The organism is Paramagnetospirillum magnetotacticum MS-1, assembly GCF_000829825.1.
In the GTDB taxonomy this organism is placed as follows: domain Bacteria; phylum Pseudomonadota; class Alphaproteobacteria; order Rhodospirillales; family Magnetospirillaceae; genus Phaeospirillum; species Phaeospirillum magnetotacticum.
Genome location: NZ_JXSL01000028.1, coordinates 96,727 through 118,136 on the forward strand (window position 1 = coordinate 96,727; position 21,410 = coordinate 118,136).

General features: G+C 64.7%; 19 protein-coding genes. 9 read left to right on the forward strand and 10 right to left on the reverse strand.

The window, feature by feature from the left end:
• The first annotated feature begins 231 nt into the window (after positions 1-231).
• The gene (locus tag CCC_RS12055; protein WP_009869413.1) at positions 232-1,563 is read left to right on the forward strand and encodes a globin-coupled sensor protein; all 1,332 of its coding nucleotides are present in this window, start codon (positions 232-234) and stop codon (positions 1,561-1,563) included.
• 32 nt (positions 1,564-1,595) lie between these two features.
• Here the strand turns inward: CCC_RS12055 and CCC_RS12060 are convergent, their stop codons facing one another.
• Positions 1,596-3,014: a malonyl-CoA decarboxylase gene (locus CCC_RS12060; protein ID WP_009869412.1), complete on the reverse strand. Its 1,419-nt coding sequence runs from the start codon at positions 3,012-3,014 to the stop codon at positions 1,596-1,598.
• Complete coding sequence (locus tag CCC_RS12065; protein ID WP_041041599.1) at positions 3,007-4,461, reverse strand: bifunctional ADP-dependent NAD(P)H-hydrate dehydratase/NAD(P)H-hydrate epimerase; 1,455 nt, start codon at positions 4,459-4,461, stop codon at positions 3,007-3,009. The genes CCC_RS12060 and CCC_RS12065 overlap by 8 nt, the downstream gene beginning before the upstream one ends.
• A 50-nt stretch (positions 4,462-4,511) precedes the next feature.
• Between CCC_RS12065 and CCC_RS12070 the strand changes: the two genes are divergently transcribed.
• Positions 4,512-5,813, forward strand: coding sequence for a D-amino acid dehydrogenase (locus CCC_RS12070; RefSeq protein ID WP_269078881.1), 1,302 nt, complete (start codon positions 4,512-4,514; stop codon positions 5,811-5,813).
• 63 nt (positions 5,814-5,876) lie between these two features.
• Positions 5,877-7,595 (forward strand): ATP-binding protein, encoded by a 1,719-nt coding sequence (locus CCC_RS12075; RefSeq protein WP_009869408.1) that lies wholly within the window; start codon positions 5,877-5,879, stop codon positions 7,593-7,595.
• Between the two features lie 9 nt (positions 7,596-7,604).
• Here the strand turns inward: CCC_RS12075 and CCC_RS12080 are convergent, their stop codons facing one another.
• Positions 7,605-9,737: a ComEC/Rec2 family competence protein gene (locus CCC_RS12080; protein ID WP_009869407.1), complete on the reverse strand. Its 2,133-nt coding sequence runs from the start codon at positions 9,735-9,737 to the stop codon at positions 7,605-7,607.
• A 176-nt stretch (positions 9,738-9,913) separates the two neighbouring features.
• On the opposite strand from CCC_RS12080, the gene gltX reads away from it, so the two are divergent.
• The 3 genes from gltX (at position 9,914) to CCC_RS12095 (ending at position 13,252) form a co-directional block, all read left to right on the forward strand.
• A complete protein-coding gene (gene gltX, locus CCC_RS12085; protein ID WP_009869406.1) occupies positions 9,914-11,347 on the forward strand; it encodes a glutamate--tRNA ligase in 1,434 nt (477 codons plus the stop codon).
• Positions 11,348-11,396: 49 nt separating this feature from the next.
• On the forward strand, positions 11,397-12,713 hold the full coding sequence (gene gltA / locus CCC_RS12090; protein WP_041041603.1) for a citrate synthase: 1,317 nt from the start codon (positions 11,397-11,399) through the stop codon (positions 12,711-12,713).
• A 197-nt stretch (positions 12,714-12,910) separates the two neighbouring features.
• Positions 12,911-13,252 (forward strand): cyclic nucleotide-binding domain-containing protein, encoded by a 342-nt coding sequence (locus CCC_RS12095; RefSeq protein ID WP_009869404.1) that lies wholly within the window; start codon positions 12,911-12,913, stop codon positions 13,250-13,252.
• Between the two features lie 105 nt (positions 13,253-13,357).
• Here the strand turns inward: CCC_RS12095 and rpoH are convergent, their stop codons facing one another.
• Together rpoH and CCC_RS12105 are read right to left on the reverse strand one after the other, a co-directional pair.
• Positions 13,358-14,236, reverse strand: coding sequence for an RNA polymerase sigma factor RpoH (rpoH, locus tag CCC_RS12100; RefSeq protein ID WP_009869403.1), 879 nt, complete (start codon positions 14,234-14,236; stop codon positions 13,358-13,360).
• Positions 14,237-14,770: 534 nt separating this feature from the next.
• Complete coding sequence (locus CCC_RS12105; protein ID WP_009869402.1) at positions 14,771-15,658, reverse strand: DMT family transporter; 888 nt, start codon at positions 15,656-15,658, stop codon at positions 14,771-14,773.
• An 88-nt stretch (positions 15,659-15,746) separates the two neighbouring features.
• Between CCC_RS12105 and CCC_RS12110 the strand changes: the two genes are divergently transcribed.
• From CCC_RS12110 to CCC_RS12120, 3 genes are all read left to right on the forward strand, one after another.
• Positions 15,747-16,208 carry an SRPBCC family protein gene (locus tag CCC_RS12110; RefSeq protein ID WP_009869401.1) on the forward strand — a complete coding sequence of 154 codons (462 nt, stop codon included), beginning with the start codon at positions 15,747-15,749 and terminating at the stop codon, positions 16,206-16,208.
• A 58-nt stretch (positions 16,209-16,266) separates the two neighbouring features.
• Positions 16,267-16,968 carry a TetR/AcrR family transcriptional regulator gene (locus tag CCC_RS12115; protein ID WP_009869400.1) on the forward strand — a complete coding sequence of 234 codons (702 nt, stop codon included), beginning with the start codon at positions 16,267-16,269 and terminating at the stop codon, positions 16,966-16,968.
• Positions 16,969-17,036: 68 nt separating this feature from the next.
• Positions 17,037-17,324, forward strand: coding sequence for a hypothetical protein (locus CCC_RS12120; protein ID WP_009869399.1), 288 nt, complete (start codon positions 17,037-17,039; stop codon positions 17,322-17,324).
• A 53-nt stretch (positions 17,325-17,377) separates the two neighbouring features.
• On the opposite strand, the gene CCC_RS12125 is transcribed toward CCC_RS12120, so the two are convergent.
• The 5 genes from CCC_RS12125 to CCC_RS12145 all read right to left on the reverse strand — a co-directional run bounded on the left by CCC_RS12125 (position 17,378) and on the right by CCC_RS12145 (position 21,140).
• A complete protein-coding gene (locus tag CCC_RS12125) occupies positions 17,378-18,418 on the reverse strand; it encodes a Tim44 domain-containing protein (protein WP_041041605.1) in 1,041 nt (346 codons plus the stop codon).
• A 71-nt stretch (positions 18,419-18,489) separates the two neighbouring features.
• Positions 18,490-19,605, reverse strand: coding sequence for a peptide chain release factor 2 (gene prfB, locus CCC_RS12130; RefSeq protein WP_009869397.1), 1,116 nt, complete (start codon positions 19,603-19,605; stop codon positions 18,490-18,492).
• Positions 19,606-19,681: 76 nt separating this feature from the next.
• Complete coding sequence (locus tag CCC_RS12135) at positions 19,682-20,170, reverse strand: periplasmic heavy metal sensor (protein WP_009869396.1); 489 nt, start codon at positions 20,168-20,170, stop codon at positions 19,682-19,684.
• A complete protein-coding gene (locus tag CCC_RS12140) occupies positions 20,170-20,478 on the reverse strand; it encodes a hypothetical protein (protein WP_009869395.1) in 309 nt (102 codons plus the stop codon). Before CCC_RS12140 ends, CCC_RS12135 begins: the two co-directional genes overlap by 1 nt.
• Positions 20,475-21,140, reverse strand: a complete 666-nt coding sequence (locus CCC_RS12145) for an RNA polymerase sigma factor (RefSeq protein ID WP_009869394.1) — start codon at positions 21,138-21,140, stop codon at positions 20,475-20,477. Before CCC_RS12145 ends, CCC_RS12140 begins: the two co-directional genes overlap by 4 nt.
• Positions 21,141-21,410 lie beyond the last annotated feature (270 nt).

Genomic DNA, 21,410 nt, shown 5'->3' on the forward strand with positions numbered 1-21,410 from the left:
CGCGCGCAGAACCGCGCACCCTGGGGCCGCCCCGTCGGGAGGGTCCTGTCTATAGCATGTTCGTTTCCAGGGAAATAGGGAAAAGCCGTTTGGCAACCGGCCTTGCATCATCGGCCTGAAATTTCCGAGTGAAATGATCGGAAAATCTTTATTCCACAATGGGATTGGGTTTGTAACAAGATTGAGGCGGGCTCATACTCCCTGGCATCACGACCCAAATTAGGTGACAAAATGGAACTCGACCGCACATCCAGCATTGCATTCTTGCAGATCGACGAAGACACCAAGCGGGCGTTGCGGGAGTTCCGGGAAGTCTTGTCCCGTCATATCGACGGGGTCCTCGACACCTTCTATCGTCATGTGAGCAACAATCCGGCCACGGCGAAAATGTTCGCCAATCCTGATCGCATGGCCCATGCGCGCTCCATGCAGAAGAAGCATTGGATGGAAAGCGTGTTCCTCGGCCAGTTCGACGACCGCTATTTCGCTCAGGTCACCGAAATCGGCAAGGTCCACCAGCGCATCGGCCTCGATCCCAAGTGGTATACGGCAGGCTATTGCTTCGTGCTGAACATGGTGATCGGCGTGGCGGTCGAGCATTACCGCAAGGACCCCAAACGCCTGACCCAGGTGCTGGCCGCCGTCAACAAGGCCGCCTTCCTGGACATGGATCTGGCCACCTCGGTCTATATCGAGACCAACACCGCCGCCATCATCGCCCGCGAACTGGGGTCCAAGGCCGATGTCTTCGAGCGCGAGGTCAAGGGGCTGGTGGCCTCGGTGGCCTCTTCCGCCAGTCAGATGGAATCCACGGCCCAGACCATGACCGCCACCGCCGAGGAAACCTCGCGCCAGTCCACCACCGTGGCGGCGGCCGCCGAGGAAGCCACCGTCAATATCCAGACCGTGGCGGCGGCCGCCGAGGAACTCTCGTCCTCCATCACCGAAATCAGCCGTCAGGTCTCCCACTCGGCGCAGATCGCCGCCAGCGCCATGGTCGAGGCCGACCGCACCAACCAGATGGTGCAAAGCCTGGCCGAGGCCGCCAGCAAGATCGGTCAGGTGGTCAAACTGATCAACGACATCGCGTCCCAGACCAACCTCCTGGCACTGAACGCCACCATCGAGGCGGCGCGGGCCGGAGATGCGGGCAAGGGCTTCGCCGTGGTGGCTAACGAGGTCAAAAGCCTCGCCAACCAGACCGGCAAGGCCACCGAGGAAATCGCCTCGCAGATTTCAGCGGTGCAGTCGGCCACCCGCGATGCGGTGACCGCCATCGGCGGCATCGCCACTACCATCGGCCAAATCAACCAGATTTCCAGTTCCATCGCCGCCGCGGTGGAGGAACAAGGTGCCGCCACCGGCGAAATCGCCCGCAATGTCCAGCAGGCGGCCCAGGGCACGTCGGAAGTCACCGAAACCATTACCCGCGTCAACGCCGCCGCCTCGGAAACCGGCACCGCCGCCCGTCAGGTTCTCGATGCCGCCTCGGCCCTGTCGCGCAATTCCAACCAGTTGGAAACCCAGGTCGACCGCTTCGTCAGCCAGATCCGCGCTGGCTGAACGGACAGGGGGGGGGACGCAATACCCTCCCCCTATCCTTTCAACAGAGCCTTGATCCGCGCCGACACCGCCAGCTTGCCCGTGGCGGAATAGGCTTCGTGATTGGCCTCGATGTCGTCAAGATCATAGAGATAGTTGACCATCAGCCCCGCCGACTGGGCCAGGCCGTTTGGCGACATGTCGGCCATCCAGTTGATGCGCTCGACACGGGCGCCGTTGGACAGATGGAAATGGGCCACCGGGTCCAGGGCGGCCATCCCCCCCGAACGCGTCTCGCGGGTCAGATAGCGGGCGGCCAGCCGGGTCAAAGGCCCTTCCAGCGCCTGGGCCAGCAAAGGCTCGGCCGTCCAGTCTGGCTCGGCCAATAGGGCCTTGAGGCTGCCCTTGGCGCCCATGCCGCCGGTCACCCGCGTCAGATCCTTGTGCTCGGCGGCGCTCAGCAATCCCGGTTCGCCCTCGGTCAGGCGCCCGTCCAGCCAGCGGCGGAAGCCCGGGATGGGCGACAGCGTGGCGAAGGTCTTGATCTGCTTGAACTCGCGCGACAGATCATCCACCACCCTCTTGATCAGGAAATTGCCGAAACTGATTCCGGCCAGCCCCCGCTGGGCGTTATTGATGGAATAGAAGATGGCGGTGTCGGCCTTGTCCACGTCGCCCAGGGGCGCGGTGGGGTCCAGCAGATCCTGGATATTGCCAGCCATCTCAGGAAGCAGGGCCACCTCCACGAAGATCAGCGGCTCGTCGGGCATGCGCGGATGGAAAAAGGCATAAAGCCTGCGATCGGAATCCAGCCGGTTCTTGAGATCGGTCCAGCCCTGGATGGCATGCACCGCCTCGTATTGCATGATCTTTTCCAAAACGGCCGCCGAAGAGCGCCAGGTGACGCGTTCCAGCACCAGAAAACCCACATCGAACCATGAGGTCAGCAGCCCCTTGAGGTCGGCCTCCAAAGCCGCCAGATCGGGATGATCGCGCATCAGGCCCATCAGTTCGGCGCGCATGTCCACCAGGAACTTGACGCCCTCGGGCAGAGCGTTGAACTGAGTCAGCAGTTTGAGCCGGGGCGGCTCCAGGGCCTGGCGCAACTCCATCTCGGCGCGCAGACGGGCAACCTCCTCCCGCGCTTCGCCCAATGCGGCCGCCGCCGCATCCACCCGCGCCCGGTCAGGACCGAACGCGCCCGCCAGCAGTTTGAGGAAACGCGCCCTGCCCTCGGCCGACAGGGACAGATAGGCCCGCCCCAGGGCGGCGGCCCTGGCGCGGGCGGAAACCTCGCCCCCCTTGGCGTCCAGACAGGCTTCCATCTGAATCCGCAGCCGCGCCAGATCGCCGTCCGGCAGGCCGGGCGACAGGGCCGGGATCTTTTCCGCCCCATCGGAACGGGCGATATCGCGCCACAGTCCCTTCAGGCGGGATAGAAAGGAAGCGGCGTTGGTCTGCGCTTCAGTCATGGGGGTCCCATCTCCTCTCGGCCAAAATCGCCGGGATGGCCTCGGACAGATCCTCGGCGATCAGGCCCGGACCGAACTCCGCCGCCGCCCGCCCGTGCAGCCAAACGGCGGCACAAGCCGCCTCGAACGGTTCCATGCCCTGGGCCAGCAACCCGGCCAGCAGTCCCGCCAGGACATCACCGGACCCGGCTGTGGCCAACCAGGGCGGAGCATCGGTGGTAATGGTGGCGCCGCCCTTAGGGTGGGCCACCACCGTATCAGCCCCTTTCAGAAGCACGATCGCCCCGGACAAACGGGCGGCATGGCGGGCCCGCTCCAGTCGGCTGCCCGGCATCTCACCGAACAGGCGGCGGAACTCGCCGTCATGGGGCGTCAGCACAACCCGATCCGAGAGATGACGGAACAGATCGGCGCTCCGCCCTTCGAAACTGCTCAAGGCATCGGCATCGAGAACGCAAGGTCGTCCGGTGCCCAGAGCGGCCAGCACCTTGCCCGCCAGGGCCTCTCCCACTCCGCCGCCGGGGCCCAGCAGCAAGGCGTTGCGGCGGCCATCCTCCAGCAGATCGGCGAAAGGCTCGGAACTGGCGACCAGCACGCCGGGATCTCCGGCACGGTAGACGCCCAACGCCTCGGGAGGCGCGGCGATGGAGACCAAGCCCGCCCCCACCCGCCGCGCGGCCCGCGCCGCCAGCCGGGCGGCGCCGGTCATCTCCGCGCCGCCTAGGATCAGGACATGACCGCGGCTATATTTGTGCCCCTCGGCCTTGATCTCGGGCAGCGCCCAAACCCCCGGCCCGTTACGGCAAAGATCCGGCGCGATTTCATCCAGCACCGCAGCCGGAATGCCGATATCGGCCACCACCAGCTCGCCGCATTTCAGCCGCCCCGGCAAAAGGCAATGGCCCGGCTTGGGACGGAAGAAGGTCACGGTGGCCAGACAATCGGGGGCAAGGCCCAGCACCGCCCCGCTATCGCCATGAACCCCGGAGGGCACGTCGACGGCGATCACTGGCAGGCGCAATCGGCCTATCTCCTCGACCACCGCCTTGGCCGCTCCCTCCAAAGGCCGGGCAAGACCGGCTCCGAACAGGGCGTCGATCACACCGACGCAGCCATGCAGCGCATCAGGGGTCAGAGGCTCCACCCGCCCCGTCCAGCGTCCGGCCATGATGGCGGCATCGCCCTTCAGACGCTCCACCGCGCCCAGCAGAGCGACACGCACCGACCAGCCGTCGCGGGCCAGCAGCCTTGCCGCCACGAAGCCGTCGCCGCCGTTATTGCCGGGACCGCACAAAATGGCGATCCGGCCCTTGGGCAGCAGGCGCCGTGCCGCGCGGGCCACCGCCCAGCCCGCGGCCTCCATCAGCCGCGCGCCAGCGATCCCCGCCGCCAGGGCCAGGGCATCGGCCCGGTACATCTGCTCAACACTGAGGATCTCTTGGTTCATCCTTAGAAGGGTAATGCGCAACTGCCCATTTGCCAACGCAGAGCGGCTGCATTAAGTGTTCTGGGCTCTCAAGGAGGACGCAAGTGAAGGTCGTCGTCATCGGGGCCGGGGTGATCGGCACCACCAGCGCCTGGTATCTCGCCAAGGCCGGTCACGACGTGACCGTGGTGGACCGGCGCGAAGGCGCCGGGCTGGAAACCAGCTTCGCCAATGGCGGCCAGATATCGCCTTGTCACGCCGAGCCCTGGGCCAATCCGTCCGTCCTGCCCAAGGTGCTGAAATGGCTGGGCCGCGAGGACGCGCCCCTGCTGTTCCGCTGGAGCCGTTGGGACCCGGCGCTCTGGGCCTGGGGATTGCGCTTTCTCGCCAACTGTCCCCGCTCCCGTGCCGAGATCAATACCGAGCGCACCTTGCGCGTCGCCATCTATTCCCGCGCCTGCCTGGGTGAATTGCGGGCGGAGACCGGCATCGAGTACGACCAGCAGATCCGGGGCATCCTCCACGTCTATCGCGACGGCGCCGAATTCGAACATGCCTGCCGCGCCGCCGAGGTGATGATCCGCCACGGCCTTAAGCGTCTGCCCAGGACTCCGGCCGAATGCGTCGCCATCGAACCGGCTCTGGCCGCCGTGCAAAGCGAGCTGGCTGGCGGCATCTACACGCCCGATGACGAAAGCGGGGACGCCCACAAATTCACCCGCCGACTGGCAACCCTGGCCGAAGCCAAGGGTGTGGAGTTCCGCTGGAACGTGCCCATCCAGGGCCTGATCCCGGATGGCGACCGGGTGGCTGGGCTGGCCACGGCACAAGGGACGATCCGTGCCGAGGCCTATGTGCTGGCTGCCGGATGCGACAGTCCCCTTCTCGCCCGCCCCCTGGGCCTGCGCCTACCCGTCATTCCCGCCAAGGGCTATTCCATCACCGTGCCAGTGGCGGGCCATGGAGGCGCACCATCGGTGTCCATCACCGATGACGAGCACAAGATGGTCTATTCCCGCCTGGGCGACCGATTGCGCGCCGCCGGAACGGCCGAGATGGCGGGCTATGACCTGACCCTTAACCCGGTGCGCGCCCGCCTGATCCTGGACAATGCAAGGCGGCTGTTCCCCGATGGCGGTGATTTCGACCGGGCCGAACCCTGGGCGGGATTGCGGCCCGTTACCCCCGACAGCGTCCCTCTTCTGGGTGCGACACCCCTTCGTAATCTGTGGCTGAATACCGGGCACGGCACCTTGGGCTGGACCATGTCCTGCGGCTCGGGCCGGGTCATCGCCGATCTCGTGTCCGGCCTGTCGCCCCAAATCCCCATGGAAGGATTGGGCCTGGGACGGTTCACCCAGCCCCGCCAGTGACATAGGAACAAATCCGCGATAGAATCGCCGCCCCGTCCCGTCATCGCCACAGGCTGTTCATCATTGCCCCAGATTTCCCGCGACATTCACGAGGCGGCCCAGCCCGGAGATGAATTTCCGCGCGGCACATGGTGGCGCCGTGCCGGGGTCGTCTTCGCCACCGCCGCCCTGATCGGCGTCTATGTGGCCGTGATCGTCAGCAATCTTCGCGACATGGAGCAAGAGCGCACCGCATTCGCCGAGTCGCAGGCAAGCAAGATCCTGCTGTCTTTCGAGACGCACACCGTCCGGCTGCTGGATCTGGCCGACATCTATTTGCGATCGGCCCGACATTTCGTTTTGGAGGATGGCCCCCAGCATCTGGGACTTTTTCTCGATCAGGTCACGCCGCCCAAATCCGATCTGTATTCAACCACTTTGACCGTTCTGGACCGCCGCGGACGGGTCACGTTCAGCACGGATGCCAGCCTTACGCCCGGCTCCGACCATTCTGACATGCCGGTCTTCCTGCACTTCCAGGGCACCACCAGCGATTCCATCCATATCAGCGCCGTCAACGACAGCACCCTGCCCGATCAGCAATTCTTCCATATCGCCCGGCCGCTGCTGGTGGGCAAGGAACTGACCGGTGTCATTGTTGTCGATATTCATTCCAGCAAGATCGCCGCGTTCTACCGGGATATGACCTTGGGGCAGAACTCGTCGGCGGCGATTTTCAGCCTGGATCGCAAGCTGATCGCGCGCCAGCCTCCGCCGGTCGCGGAGGCCGCCCCAATGGGGACGCTGCAGATCTGGAACGATTCCGAGGGCAATCTGGAAGGACGGTTCCGTAAGCGCTCGCTGTTGGACGGCATCGAACGGACCTTCTTGTACAAACGACTCGCGAACTATCCCCTGGTGGTGGTGGTCGGCTTCGCCCATTCCGACATTTCCGCCGGTCTGGACGAGATGAAACGCTCCGAGCTGATCGAGACGATCGTCGTCACCCTGGCGGCCATGGCCTTCGCCACGCTGATATTGGTGATGGATGGGCGCAACCGCCGCCTGGCCGAGGCCGAGCGCACCAGCCGGGCCGCCGCCCAATTACTGGAGCGTTCCAATGCCGATCTGGAGCGCTTCGCCTATGTGGCGTCCCACGACCTGAAGACGCCGCTGCGCGTCATCACCGGCTATGCCCAGATGCTGGACCGCCGCTATCGCGACAAGCTGGACGAGGAGGCCAACGAATATATCGCCTTCCTCACCGCCGGGACCAAGCGCATGTACCGGCTGATCACCGACCTTCTGCATTATTCCCGCATCAACAGCCAGGCCAAGCCGCTGCAACCGGTTTCATCGGGCCGGGCCGCGGATATCGCCATCAGCAATTTGAAGGCGGTGATCGAGGAAAACGGCGCCACCATCTCGGTCGGCCCGCTGCCGACCATCCAGGCCGATGAAAGCCAGTTGTCCAGTCTGTTCCAGAACCTCCTGGGCAACGCCATCAAGTACCGCCATCCCGAGCGCAAGCCCCTTATCCGCATCGAGGCGGTCCGGCTGTCCGGCACTCTTTGGCGTTTCGCGGTCAAGGATAACGGGATCGGCATCGAGCCCGAGCATTTCGAGCGGATCTTCGTCATCTTCCAGCGGCTGCACGCCGATTCAGCCTATGACGGCACCGGCATCGGTCTGGCGCTCTGTCAACGCATCGTCACCCGCCTGGGTGGTCGGATCTGGGTCGAATCCAAGCCGGGCGAAGGCTCTACCTTCTTCTTCACCGCCAACGACGCCACTAGGGATTAATCCTCCTCGTCATCCTTCTTCTCCTCCGGCTCGCGCGGAGGGGCCTGTGGAGAAGTTTTGGCCTTCTTGCGGGGATGGGGATGCCAGGCCCAGGGCCGGTCGCCTTGCCAGCCCGCCACCGTCTCGATTGTCACGCCCCCGTCCGGTCCCAGCCACAGGGCATACGGCCCCCGGCGCCAGAGGTCGAAGCGGTCGACGATCACCCTGGCGCCCCGGCAGGTCCCGCGCAGGGGCACGCTGCTTACCACGATATCGGCGCCGGCACAGGCTTTCTCCGGGTTCTCCTCGTCCTTGACCAGAGCCACCACCCGGCCTTCCACCCGCCACAGGCAGCCGGTCTCGTCGCAGCGCAGCCGCCCGTCCCGCGACGAGCTTTTCTTGGGCCAGCGTTCGCGGGCCTCGGGCCCGGCGCGGCGGCTCCAGGTATCCTTGAGAATCCTCCCCCCCCTTGCCGTTGAGCAGCAAAGTGCCATCGGCGGAGCGTACCGCCATGCCGTCGCCGCGCCCATCCACCAGCAGGTCGGGCGGCCGGGCGAAAGCCATGGAGGCCAAGGCCGCCATCATGGGAACCAGCCCCCACCAGCGCCATCTCCCCCGCCACAGGCATAGCCAGCACCCGCCCAAGGTGAACACCACCATGGCCCAAAGGGGCAAGATGGGCAGGGTCACCGCCGAACTGGGCCAGGAGGCCACCCAGACGGCCACCCAATTGACCCCTTCGACGCCCCAGCCCATCGGCACCAAGGCCAGAGCTTCCAGACCGAAGGGCAAGAGCAGGAACATCACCAGCGCCCAGGGCATCACCCAAAAGCCGGTCAAGGGCACCGCGATCATGTTGGCCGCCACCGACCACACGGCGAAGCGGTTGAAGTGATAAATGCCGTAGACCGCCGTGGCGAAACCGGCGATCAGGGTGGTCACCACCGTACCGAACACATAAAGGCCGATGGCGGCTAGCCAGCCGGGATGGGCGGCCCGCCATTGGGTCTGTCGCGGCGTCAGGCTTTCATAGGCGGCGATCATGGCCACAACGGCGGCAAACGACATCTGAAAGCTGGGACCGATCAACTCGTCGGGCTGCCAAAGCAAGATGGCCACCGCCGCCCAGGCCACCAGCCGCATGGACAGCGCCCGACGGTCCAGCAAAACCGCCAGCAGCACCAGCCCGGTCATGAAGAAGGAACGCTGGGCCGGAACCGGCGACCCAGCCAGCAGGGTGTAGAAGCCTGCGAAGACGATGGCCAGGGCCGCCGCCCACTTCTTGATGGGATAACGCAACGCCACCAGCGGAAACAAGGCCAGCAGGGTCCGAAGGCCGACAAAGACCAGACCGGCCGCCATGGTGATATGCAGGCCAGAGATGGACAGGATATGGGCCAGCCCCGAATCCCGGTAGGCCTGCATCATGGGGGCCGAGATGGGCATCTGGTCGCCCGTGGTCAGGGCCGCCGTCACCGCGCCCCTGTCCCCGGGCAACACCGCCATGATGCGGGTGGTGATGGCGTGACGGATCTCGTTGATTGTGGTGGTGAGATCGGCCCGCCACCCTGTGGCCGCCCCCGGCTCGGTCACCTCCACCGGCCCCAGGGCCGTGCCGATGGCTCCGAACTGGCGGAACCAGGCGAAGCGGGCGAAATCGAAGGCGCCGGGCATGGCCGGTTGGGGCGGCGGCATCAGCATGGCGCGCACCCGCACCCGATCCCCCACCATGGCGGAAGACAGACCGGGCTTGGCCTTGATGCGGGCCTTGAGGGGCGTAAGCACATCGTCACGGTCATGGGAAACCCGGTCGAGGGTAAGACGGCCGCCGCCATCGGGCAGGACTTCCACCTCGACCACGATTCCTTCCAACATCAAGGCGCCGCTGTTGCGCTCGATGACCGGTCCGGCAAGGCGAAAGCTGCGCCACTGGGTGGCGGCGAATCCCACGGCCACCGCCAGCAGACATGAAGCCACCAGCAACGGCGCAATTTTCTCCCCCCGCGCCAGCCACAGCCCGGCCCCGGCCGCCAGGACAAAACCCGCCGCCCAAAAAACCGAGGGTTCGGCGGGAAGCGCGAAATAAAGGGCGATGCCCACGCCCAGGAAAACGGGCAGCCAAAGGGGCCAGCGTCCGCGCTCGGCCAGCACGGACTCAGCCATTACGCGCAAGATTCCCGCCGCCGCGTCCGATCCGGAGCGCGCGGTCGGGGAAACCCCTATCCAATCGGGCGGGTTTTTTGCCATCCACCCCCAACACCGGGCTGTCAGGGGCATAAAGATATGCTACACAAGGCAGCCTTGTCCCACTCGGCATAAAGGACGCCGAAAGCACCGTCATGACCGTCGTCACTCGCTTCGCCCCCTCACCCACCGGTTTCCTCCATATTGGCGGAGGGCGCACCGCCCTGTTCAACTGGCTGTTCGCCCGCCATCATGGCGGCAAGTTCCTGCTGCGCATCGAAGATACCGACCGCGCGCGCTCGACCGATGCGGCGGTGGAAGCCATCTTCGACGGCATCCGGTGGCTGGGCCTGGACTGGGATGGCGAGGCGGTGATGCAGTTCGCCCGCGCGGGCCGTCATGCCGAGGTGGCACATCAACTGCTGGCCGAGGGCAAGGCCTATCGCTGCTACTGCAGCCAGGATGAACTCACCGCCATCCGCGAGGATCAGCGCGCCAAGGGCCTGCCCATGCGCTATCCCGGCATCTGGCGCGATCGTCCCGCCTCCGATGCTCCGGTTGGCACTCCTTTCGTGGTGCGCCTCAAGGCGCCCGTCGAAGGTGAAACCATCATCGCCGATCTGGTTCAGGGCGATGTTCGGGTCGCCAACGACCAGTTGGACGACATGATTTTGCTGCGCGCCGACGGCACGCCGACCTATATGCTGTCGGTGGTGGTGGACGACCACGACATGGGCATCACCCATGTGATCCGGGGCGACGACCACCTGACCAACGCCTTCCGCCAGTACCAGCTTTACAAGGCTTGCGGCTGGGAGGTTCCCACCTTCGCCCATATCCCGCTGATCCACGGCCCCGACGGCGCCAAGCTGTCCAAGCGCCACGGCGCGCTGGGAGTCGATGCCTATCGCGATATGGGCTTCCTGCCCGAGGCCATGCGCAACTACCTGCTGCGCCTGGGCTGGAGCCATGGCGACGACGAGATCATTTCCACCGAGCAGGCCACGGAATGGTTCAACCTGGACTCGGTTGGCCGCTCGCCGTCGCGCTTCGACTTCGTCAAGCTGACCAATCTCAACGGCCATTACATGCGCACCGCCGATGATGGCCGACTGACCGAGGTTCTGGTCCCGTTGCTGGAGGCCAAGACGGGCAAGCCCCTGTCCGGCGAAGGCGTGCTTCGCCTGCGCACCGGCATGACCGGTCTCAAGGAACGGGCCAAGACCATGCTGGAACTGGCCGATTCGGCGCTGTTCTATGTGGCCCAGCGCCCGCTGGCCCTGGACGAGAAGGCGGCCAAGACCATGGCCGATGAAACTGCCATCGCCGACCTCGAAGCCTATCGGGCCGAGGTCGCGGGTCTGGAAGCCTGGACACGGGATGCGCTCGAGGACGCCGCGCGCCGTCTGGCCGAGGCGCGCGGGCAAAAGCTCGGCAAGATCGCCCAGCCCCTGCGGGCGGCCCTTGCCGGTTCATCGGTCTCTCCTCCCATCTTCGAGGTGATGGAGGTTCTGGGCCGAGAGGAATCACTGGGCCGTATCGCGGACGCCCTGGGCGGCGCCCGGCCCACCACATCATCGGCGGCCTGACGCCGTCGCTCACGTTTAAACAGTGAAGTAGACCACGGGGTATGAAGACATGACGAACGAGAACAAGACTCCCAAGGAATCCGTCACGCTGATCAACAACAGCACGGGCAAGACCACCGAATTCCCGCTGCTGGCCGGCTCCATCGGCCCCAAGGTGGCGGATATCCGCTCCTTGTATGCCAGCCAGGATATCTTCACCTACGACCCCGGCTACATGTCCACCGGCTCGTGCAAATCGGCCATCACCTATATCGACGGTGACGCTGGCGTGCTGCTGCACCGCGGCTTCGCCATCGCCGATCTGGCCGAGAACTGCTCGTTCCTGGAAGTGGCCTATCTGATCCTCAAGGGCGAATTGCCCAACGCCGAGCAGAAGACCAAGTTCGAATTCGACATCGCCCACCATTCCATGGTGCACGAGCAGATCAACTTCTTCTTCCGCGGCTTCCGCCGTGACTCGCACCCCATGGCCGTGCTGTGCGGCGTGGTCGGCGCCATGGCCGCCTTCTACCACGACTCCATCGACATCAACGATCCGCACCACCGCATGGTGGCCAGCTATCGTCTGGTGGCCAAGATGCCGACCATCGTCGCCTGGGCCTACAGGTATGCTCAGGGCCAGCCCTTCATGTTCCCGCAGAACAAGCTCTCCTACTCGGAGAACTTCCTGCACATGATGTACGCGACGCCTTGCGAGGAATACAAGGTCAGCCCGGTCCTGGCCCGCGCCATGGACCGCATCCTGATCCTGCACGCCGATCACGAGCAGAACGCGTCGACCTCCACCGTCCGTCTGGCCGGTTCGTCGGGCGCCAATCCCTTCGCCTGTATCGCTGCGGGCATCGCCTCGCTGTGGGGTCCGGCCCATGGCGGCGCCAACGAGGCCGTGCTGCAGATGCTGCACGAGATCGGTTCGGTGGAGCGCATCCCCGAATTCATCAAGAAGGCCAAGGACAAGGATGATCCCTTCCGTCTGATGGGCTTCGGCCACCGGGTCTACAAGAACTACGACCCGCGCGCCAAGATCATGCAGAAGACCTGCCACGAAGTGCTGAGCGAGTTGGGCGTCCATGACGAGCCCCTGCTGAAGCTGGCCATGGAGCTGGAGCGCATCGCCCTGGAAGACCCCTATTTCGTGGAGCGCAAGCTGTTCCCGAACGTGGACTTCTATTCGGGCATCATCTTCCGCGCCATGGGCATCCCCACCCAGGTGTTCACCTGCCTGTTCGCCCTGGCCCGCACCGTGGGCTGGATCGCCCAGTGGAACGAGATGCTGACCGACCCGGACCAGAAGATCGGCCGTCCGCGTCAGCTCTATGTCGGCCCGGCGCAGCGGGATTTCGTCCCGCTGCACAAGCGTGGCTAGGACGGATTCAGGAAAATCGGAGGGGCGGCGCCGCAAGGCGCCGCCCCAACGTATTCCCAGACCGGCCAACGATAATTTTCACCCCGACACCCGTCGCCTCGCACTTCTTGCCGCGGCGGTCCTTGTCCTTTCCGCGCTGGCCTTGCTGGCCGTAAGCATGACGGGATGGCACTGACCGCAATTCCGGAGACACGGCCATGATGAACTTCCTCGACCGCAAGGTCGTCCCCACGGGGGGCTTCGTTTTCAAGGAGGGCAGTTCCGGCGATCAGGCCTTCATCATTCAGACCGGCACCATCGAACTGCTCAAGGGCGAGACCGTGATCGCCGAGCTCAGCAAGAACACCATCTTCGGTGAAATGGCCCTGATCGACGGTGCGCCGCGCATGGCCACGGCGCGGGCCAAGACCGATACCACTCTGATCGTCATTCCCCGCTCGGTGGTGGATTCCAAGCTGAAGGGCGTCGATCCCTTCGTGATCAAACTGCTGGAAATCCTGGTCCAGAACGTCCGGACCATGGCCGCCAAGTTAGGCTGACACGCATCCTCCCCCCGTCACCCCCGGACTTGATCCGGGGGCCACGGATGGCCGGGTCGCGCCCGGCCATGATGCGAGGTGGGTGCGCGGCAGCTTTAAACCGAACTACGCCCGCGCGGGTGCTGGCAGAAAACCGGCCTGGACCAGATCGCGCACCTTCTCGAAGGCCTTGACCTCGATCTGACGGATCCGCTCGCGCGAGACGCCATAGCGCCCGCCCAGTTCCTCGAGAGTCAGAGGATCGTCGCGCAGGCGCCGCTCCACGAACACCTCACGCTCGCGCTCGGTCAGACTGTCCAGGGCGCGGGCGATCAAGGTCCGGCCCTTGGACAGTTCCTCACGCTTGGCCAGCGAAGTTTCCTGATTATCGGCCTCGTCGGCCATCAGGTCCTGAATCTCGGCCCCGCCTTCGCCCACCGGCGTGTTGAGCGAGGAGTCGCGGCCCGCCATGCGGCGGTTCATGGCGACCACGTCGCGCTCGTCCACATCCAGTTCCCTGGCGATGGTGGTGACGTGTTCCGGCGCCAGATCGCCCGATTCCAACAGCCGCAGGCGCGACTTGATGCGCCGCAGGTTGAAGAACAGCTTCTTCTGGGCCGCCAGGGTGCCGATCTTGACCATGGACCACGAATTCAGCACGAATTCGTTGAGCGAGGCCTTGATCCACCACATGGCATAGGTGGCCAGACGGAAACCGCGGTCGGGCTCGAACTTCTTGACCGCGCGCATCAGGCCGATATTGCCCTCGCTGATCAGATCCGCCACCGGCAAGCCGTAATGGCGGTATCCCAGCGCGATCTTGGCCACCAGACGCAGATGGCTGGTCACCAGCTTGTGGGCGGCCTCGGTGTCTTCGTAGTCCACCCAGCGCTTGGCCAGCATGAATTCCTCCTCGGGGGCGAGGACGGGGAATTCCTTGATATCTCTCAGATATTTGGCAAGGCCGTCATCACCTGCGACGACCGGAAGATTGGCTACAGACATGATCGAATCCCTCCAGTTGATGCCTTCCCGGCGCCCAACACGCCAGGAAACCGCTCGAAAACCGGAAAAGACCGCTAGTCGAAGCCCATGATTACATTACGCATCGTCATATCCTCCCGTTGAGCAACATGACCCGGAGCCCGTCACAAGCGACAGCACCCCGTCCGGCGGCAAGACCGGCCCCATCATGGGCACCGGCCGATTCCACCATCTCTATTATGGCGACAAGGCACCGCCGAAATCAAGAGGTGGCGAAACGGCTCCGCCGTCTGCTCGTAAGGACAGCTAATCAGGCGATCGTGGCCGCATTGTGGCAAGCCGTCACCCTGCGCATGGCCGCCATTCCAAAGATGCGACTCCGGCGCACGAAATCTGAGTCATGATGAGTTCGTACCACGGTAGAGGGGCCTCCTCCCCCACCGGACGAACGTAGAGCATGACTCCCGCCTCTCCCCTTTGGGGGTGGGAGTGCACGGACCCCGCCCCGCCCTCCCTGCCGGGGCGGGGTTGTGTGTTTTTCAGGGTTGTGTCTTTTCAGGACGGGGCGCGACGCTCGCGCGCCCCCACCAGGGCCACCAGTCCGACGCCGCCCGCGATCAGCAGTAATCCCGCGATATTGGTCAGCGTCAGACCCTCGCCCAGCAGCAGGGATGAAAATACCAAGCCCGCCGCCGGAATGCAGAGAAAGCTGAGCGAGACCGTCAGGGCAGGCAGCAGCCGGTTGACCGTCACCGCCGCCCAGAAGGCGAAGGCCGTCGCCAGGGTTCCGTTATAGGCCAGCGTCCAGGCCAGTTCGAAACTGCCATCGGGCCGAGGCGCGCCTTCGAAAATCGCCGCGGCGGCCGTTACCGGCACCAGACCGACCAGCATCTGCCAAGGCGCCAGATCCAACGGTGATGAACACCAGCGGTGGCCACGCACATGCAGGATTGCCGCCGCCCAGACCAACGCCGCCGCCAGCAGCATCAGATTGGCGATCACCAATTCGCCATTGCTCCAGTCGAAGCTCAGCGGATTGAACAGCACCAATATGCCGCCCAGCCCCAACAGCACTCCGGCCAGCCTGCCACGGGTCAGCTTTTCCCCCAGGAACAGCGCCGCGCCGGGAGCCACCCACAGCGGCGTGGTATAGGCCAGAATGGCCGAGCGCCCGGCGGGGACCACCAGCAGGGCCAGATTGCTCAGCACCAGATAGGCAGCCATGTTGAGCAGTCCCAGCGAGGCCAGGACCGGCCAATCCCCGCGAGGGGGCAGCCGCAACCGCCCGAGCGGCACCAGGATGACGAACATGCTGAGCGCGCCCAAGCCAAGCCGGAAGGCACAGAACCAAAGGGGCTGGATATGGGCCAGACCGATCTTCATGATCGGCCAGTTGCAGCCCCAGACCAGGACCAGCAAGGCCAGCAGGATCACCGCACGCATATCCGGTCCTACCAATATCGGGGCGCAGACTTTGCCATGCCAGGCGTGCCATGATCCACTCTTTCCCGCATCAATCAGGAGAAACCCATTGGACTTCGATGGAGAGCACCGTATCGGCGCGACGCGCGCCCAGGTCTGGCAAGCCCTCAACGACCCGATCATTCTCGCTGCCTGCATCCCCGGCTGCGAGACGCTTGAGGCCACAGGCCCCGGAACCTATACCGCGACCGTGGCGCTTAGGGTCGGAGCCTTGGCCGCCCGGTTTACCGGATTGCTTTCCCTCACCGATGTGGAGGAGGCGCGGGCCTATACCCTGACGGGTCAGGGCCAGGGCGGCGTGGCTGGGTTCGTCTCGGGATCGGCGCGGGTCGTCCTCGAAGACGATGGCGATGCCACGATTTTGCGCTGGACCGCCACGGGCGAAATCGGCGGCCGCCTCGCCTCGGTGGGAGGACGCCTTCTGCATGGTTTCGCCGCAAAAACCGCCAATCAATTTTTTTCGCGCATGAACGACAAACTCGGGTCGCAACCCGATTGCGGTTCAATGTAAGGATAGCTACTTAATTACATTATGTCACAATATGTCATGTGTGACGGGGAGGGGGATAATGGATACATACGCCGCTGGCTCGGCTCCGGCATTCAACCGGGAAGTTTCCCGCTCGGCGCCCGCGGAAAAAATCAGGCGGCGCCTGCCTCGCAGGGAGCGGGAAAAGCTGATCGTCACCGAGGCCATCCGCTTTTTCGCGGAAGTGGGTTTCGAGGGCCAGACCCGTGCCCTGGCGGACCGCCTGGGCGTTACCCAGCCCCTGCTCTACCGCTACTTTCCCGACAAGGAAGCCTTGATCGAGCGGGTCTATAAGGAAGTCTTTCTGAATTCCTGGGAGCCCGCCTGGCTGGCGACCCTCCATGACCGCTCGCGTCCCCTGCTCGACCGGGTGACGGAATTTTACCTCGCCTATACAAGGGCGAATTTCAGCTATGAACGGGTGCGCCTGTTCATGTTCGCGGGCCTCAAGGACGGCTCCATCGCCAGCCGTTACATGCAATATGTGCGCGACCAGCTTTTCGAGCCGCTCTGTCTGGAAATGCGTGCCGAGCTGGGCCTGGACATCGTCGCCCCCGTCAGCCTGGAAGAGATCGAAATGGTCGCCGGACTGCATGGCGCCATCAGCTATGTGGGCGTGCGCCGCTGGGTTTACCACGCTCAGACGCCAGCAGATCTCGAGCCGGTCTTCATCGAGTTGGTCCGCACCTATCTGGCGGGTTTCGCCGACAGCTACCGGCGCCTTGCCCAGGCAAGACACTAGCGAAACTCCTTGCCAGCCGTCCCAAGGGAGGCTACCAGTCGGTGGCGACCCAAAGGGGGATTTCGAGCATGCGCAAGGCCGTTCTCGCCGTTACCGTGACCCTGGCCCTGGGGGCCTGTTCCAGTACGCCCAAGCCGCTGGTTCCCGACACCCCCGAAGGCCCAGCCAGCTATGTCTGCTATAGTACTTGGGTTTCAGAGCCCGAAGAGATTCGCGCCATCGCCCAGCACCAGTGCCGTGCCGCTGGGATGGAGGTGCGCAGCCTGATCGGCCAAAGTTGGGCGCCCTTCAAATGCGGCATTCTCACCCCCGAGGTGGCGGCCTTCCGCTGCGGCCGTTACGGTTTCGGATACTAAAAAATAAAAAAGCCCTCGGCCGCGCGGCCGAGGGCTTTTCCTTGTCTCAAGCGCTATTGCACCTGCTGCACCGCAGAGAGCAGCCAGCGCCCGCCATTGGTGCTGCGCATGAAGGTCCAGGCCTCGGTGTGGGTCACGGTGGCGCGCGGATTGCCCTCGGCCACCGCGCCCGTGTCCAGGCGCACCATATAATCGTTGCACGAGAAGGTGAGAATGGCGGTCAGATAGTCGAACCCGCCCTCGCTCCACGACTCGCTGACATCGCCCTTCAGCAAGGTGACGTTCTCCACCTTGTTGGCGATGCCCTCACTGGCGTTGCGGCTCATATCCTCGGACAGGAAAGAGACCACTTCGGGCGTGGCGAAGCGCTTGAGGCTCAGAAGATTGCCGTCGCTCCACGCCTGTTGCACCCCCAACAGGATTTCCGTGAAGGCCTCCTGATCATTGCCCGACGGGTCGAATTCCTTCTCGATTCGGGCCAGGGGCGGAGCGCCGGAGATCATGGGCTCCACATGTTCGCCATGGGTGTCGCGCATATAGGGGTTGCCCGCCGGAACCGCAGGCTGGGTCCGCGAGCGGAACAGACGGAAAGCCAGCCAGACCAGCCCGCCGATGATCGCCAGTTGGAGCAGAAGCCCCAGGAAGCTGGCACCGGGCGCCACATCGGAAGCCGCGGCCAGGGCCGGGGAATGGCCAAACAGCATGGAGCCGATCCCGGCGCCCACCAGACCACCGGCCAGACCGGCCATGAAGGGATTGCGCTGGAAGAAGCCGGGCTGGGCCCCCATGGGAGCGCCCATGGGCGAGGCCGGACGCAGGCCGGAATTCATGGCTCCGGCCGGAGCCAGCGGGGCCGCGTCCACCGCGCCGGGGCGCGGCGCGGCCTGGGGCACGGGCGGCGGACCGGCAGGTTTGGTCTGGACGGGGGGCGGAGCCAGGGTGCGCTCCATTGGCGCGTCATAGGTCCGCGACCCGCGCGAGCCGAAGCTGCCGCCACTGGACTTGGACGTGCTGCCCGCCTTGGCCAAAGCGTCACCCGCACCGGCCAGGGCCAGCACCAGGACCAGCACGGCCGAAATCACCACATGCCTCATCTCGTTCCTCCCAAGGAATCTCCCCCATGTTATAGGGCGGCCTGGGCGGAAAGCAAACCGGCTACAAAAATTTAACCTTGGGAAACATCGCCCTGGACGCGGGCGGCCAGGGATGCGGCCATGAACATGTCAAGATCGCCGTCGAGAACGCCCTGGGTATCCGAAGTCTCCACATTGGTGCGCAGATCCTTGACCATCTGGTAGGGCTGCAACACATAGGAGCGGATCTGGTGGCCCCAGCCGATATCGGTCTTCTGGTCTTCCAAAGCCTGGGCGGCGGCTTCGCGTTTTTGCAGCTCGGCCTCGTAAAGGCGTGCGCGCAGCATGTCCCAGGCCCGCGCCCGATTCTGGTGCTGCGAACGCTCCATCTGGCAGGCCACGGCGATGCCGGTGGGGATATGGGTGATGCGGACCGCCGAATCGGTCTTGTTGATGTGCTGGCCGCCCGCGCCCGAGGCACGGTAGGTGTCGATGCGGCACTCGCTCTCATTGATCTGGATATCGATGGAATCGTCGATCACCGGGTAAACCCAGGCCGAGGAAAAGCTGGTATGGCGGCGCGCCGCGCTGTCATAGGGCGAAATGCGCACCAGCCGGTGGACGCCGCTTTCGGTCTTCAGCCAGCCATAGGCGTTATGGCCGAGGATGCGGATGGTGGCCGACTTGATGCCCGCCTGCTCGCCCGAGCTTTCTTCCAGCCATTCCACCTTATAGCCGTGCTTCTCGGCCCAGCGGGTATACATGCGCAGCAGCATTTCGGCCCAGTCCTGGGACTCGGTGCCGCCAGCGCCAGCATTGATTTCCATGTAGCAGTCGTTGTGGTCGGCCTCGCCCGAGAGCAGGGTTTCCAGCTCCATCTTGGCGGCGCGCTCCTTGACGGCGCGGATCTGCTCCTCGGCGTCGTCGATGACCGTCTGGTCGCCTTCCATCTCGCCCAGTTCGATCAGCTCGATCAGATCGGCCAGTTCGCGCTCCAAGGCGCGGCAGCCCTGGATGGCGCTGTCCAGGTCATTGCGCTCGCGCATGATCTTCTGCGCGGCCCCGGCATCATTCCACAGATCGGGATTCTCGGCCGAGGCGTTCAGCTCGTCGAGCCGCATCAAGGCCTCGTCCCAATTGAGATGACGCTTCAACAGAGCGGCCGACCGCCGGATATCCTGGGCGAGTGCCTCGATCTCGGCCCGCATGGCTGTTCCCCTAAGGCTGAATGGAGGCGCCCTTTGTAAGGAACTCCGCCCAGACTGGCAACCTGAGAGATTCTGATTATGGCGGCGGCGGCTGAGGAGGCGGGCCGCCCTTGGGCGGATGGGGCGGACGCCAGCGGGCGATGGCCTGGCGGCTTTCCGGCGACATGGCCGATGCCGCCTCGACGATGACGTCGGCGATGACATCGTCCACGGCGCGATGGGCCTGGCGCCCCTCGGCCAGCACGGCCCGCAGGGCCTCGGCATCCAAATTGGGAGCGGCCAGCAGCGCAGTAACACGTTCGGGCATGCCACCCCATACACGCCATTGTGCGTCCACCTCCTGGGTACGCCCCTGGATCACGCCGCGCAGAATGGCGGCATCGGCGGGCGGCAGATCGGCGGCCAAACGTTCGGCCAGATGCAGCGGGCTGGGCGGCGGGCCTTTGGGGCCACCGGGCGGCCCCGGAGGAAAGCCCGGTTCGCGCATGAACAGCACCGTCCCCAAGAAGACATTGAGAGCCAGGGACACCGGCAAGGCCCAACGGGATAAAATCTCGCGCCCCATCAATATCCCAGCCCCGCGTAAGAGGTTGCCGTCAAAACATGGTCCAGGACGACCACGTCGGAAGAGGGACGCAGCCCCTGCCCGACCACGATGCCGAGCAGGGCGGCGGCGGCCATGGGCAACGCGAAGCGCGACACCGGCACCAGCCCGGCCAGCCACCCCGTCAATCCCGAGAAGGATGCGGCGGCGGGACGCGGATCGTCCAGACGGGCCATCACCCGATCCATGACGTGGGCGGCGCGCTCGGGCGCCACTTCCACCGGCGGGACCAGCTTGGCGACAATTTCGTCAAGTTCATCGGCACTCATGTCACATCTCCAATACCCCGGATCCCCAGACGGGCAAGGGCGGTCTTCAGGCTGCGCTTGCCCCGCACCAGCAGGGCCTCCATGGCGCTCAGCGACAAATCCAGGACCCGCGCCGCCTCCGGGGCGGTCAGATCGCTGAAATAGTATAGCGACAACGCCTGGCGCTGTCTGGCGGGCATCTCGGCCATGGCGGTGGAAACCAGGCGTTCGCGCTGGCGCGCCACCACACGGTCAAGACCGCCCGGCGAAGGATCGGCCGGGTCTCCCGCCTCCTCCACCGCCACGAAGCGGACGCGGCGCAGACGGTCCAGGCTGGCGTTCAGCACCACCCGGTAAAGCCAGGTCGAAAACTTGGCCTCGCGGTCCGATTGCCACCCGGAAGCCAGAGTCCAAACCTTCAAGAACGCCTCCTGTACGACCTCGTCGGCATCGGCGGGATTGCGCAACACGCGGGTGGACAGGGCAAGCATGGCGCGGACGTGACGTTCCATCAGCCGCTGGAAGCTCCGGCGGTCGCCCTGGCCGATGGCCCGCAACAGATCGTCGTCGCTGGCCGCCTCCATCTGCGAAGGCTGCCGCCCACCCTGATCCAAACCGCCTCCCTGCCAAGCATCATCCTTGGATTGAACGGAGCGGAACAGGCGATCCATGCGGAAAATCATGCGCCCACCCGGCAATTTCTGCCGGGAGCCAGGGCAGAAATTGCCGGGACCATCGGACGCAATGACGGAAGAATGATACCCATTTCCCACCGAATCAACGGGTTATAACGACACAGAATCTTGGCCTCAGCCTTGCAGGGGCAAGGATAGCAAGGCTTTTACGACACCACATAGAAATAGCGTGGTGCGGAAGCTATTTTCAAGAAAAACATAAGAAATAATTTTCATTTTTCCGCACATGTAAAGCATAGACCGAACCGTGGAACGACT

What these genes read in the sequence shown, in the direction of transcription:
- gltA (WP_041041603.1), top strand. Translation starts at nt 11,397, where the DNA reads ATGACGAACGAGAACAAGACTCCCAAGGAATCCGTCACGCTGATCAAC.
- CCC_RS12060 (WP_009869412.1), bottom strand. Translation starts at nt 3,014, where the DNA reads ATGACTGAAGCGCAGACCAACGCCGCTTCCTTTCTATCCCGCCTGAAG.
- CCC_RS12135 (WP_009869396.1), bottom strand. Translation starts at nt 20,170, where the DNA reads ATGGGGCGCGAGATTTTATCCCGTTGGGCCTTGCCGGTGTCCCTGGCT.
- CCC_RS12115 (WP_009869400.1), top strand. Translation starts at nt 16,267, where the DNA reads ATGGATACATACGCCGCTGGCTCGGCTCCGGCATTCAACCGGGAAGTT.
- CCC_RS12120 (WP_009869399.1), top strand. Translation starts at nt 17,037, where the DNA reads ATGCGCAAGGCCGTTCTCGCCGTTACCGTGACCCTGGCCCTGGGGGCC.
- CCC_RS12145 (WP_009869394.1), bottom strand. Translation starts at nt 21,140, where the DNA reads ATGATTTTCCGCATGGATCGCCTGTTCCGCTCCGTTCAATCCAAGGAT.
- CCC_RS12105 (WP_009869402.1), bottom strand. Translation starts at nt 15,658, where the DNA reads ATGCGTGCGGTGATCCTGCTGGCCTTGCTGGTCCTGGTCTGGGGCTGC.
- CCC_RS12065 (WP_041041599.1), bottom strand. Translation starts at nt 4,461, where the DNA reads ATGAACCAAGAGATCCTCAGTGTTGAGCAGATGTACCGGGCCGATGCC.
- CCC_RS12080 (WP_009869407.1), bottom strand. Translation starts at nt 9,737, where the DNA reads ATGGCTGAGTCCGTGCTGGCCGAGCGCGGACGCTGGCCCCTTTGGCTG.
- CCC_RS12140 (WP_009869395.1), bottom strand. Translation starts at nt 20,478, where the DNA reads ATGAGTGCCGATGAACTTGACGAAATTGTCGCCAAGCTGGTCCCGCCG.
- prfB (WP_009869397.1), bottom strand. Translation starts at nt 19,605, where the DNA reads ATGCGGGCCGAGATCGAGGCACTCGCCCAGGATATCCGGCGGTCGGCC.
- CCC_RS12055 (WP_009869413.1), top strand. Translation starts at nt 232, where the DNA reads ATGGAACTCGACCGCACATCCAGCATTGCATTCTTGCAGATCGACGAA.
- rpoH (WP_009869403.1), bottom strand. Translation starts at nt 14,236, where the DNA reads ATGTCTGTAGCCAATCTTCCGGTCGTCGCAGGTGATGACGGCCTTGCC.
- gltX (WP_009869406.1), top strand. Translation starts at nt 9,914, where the DNA reads ATGACCGTCGTCACTCGCTTCGCCCCCTCACCCACCGGTTTCCTCCAT.
- CCC_RS12125 (WP_041041605.1), bottom strand. Translation starts at nt 18,418, where the DNA reads ATGAGGCATGTGGTGATTTCGGCCGTGCTGGTCCTGGTGCTGGCCCTG.
- CCC_RS12095 (WP_009869404.1), top strand. Translation starts at nt 12,911, where the DNA reads ATGATGAACTTCCTCGACCGCAAGGTCGTCCCCACGGGGGGCTTCGTT.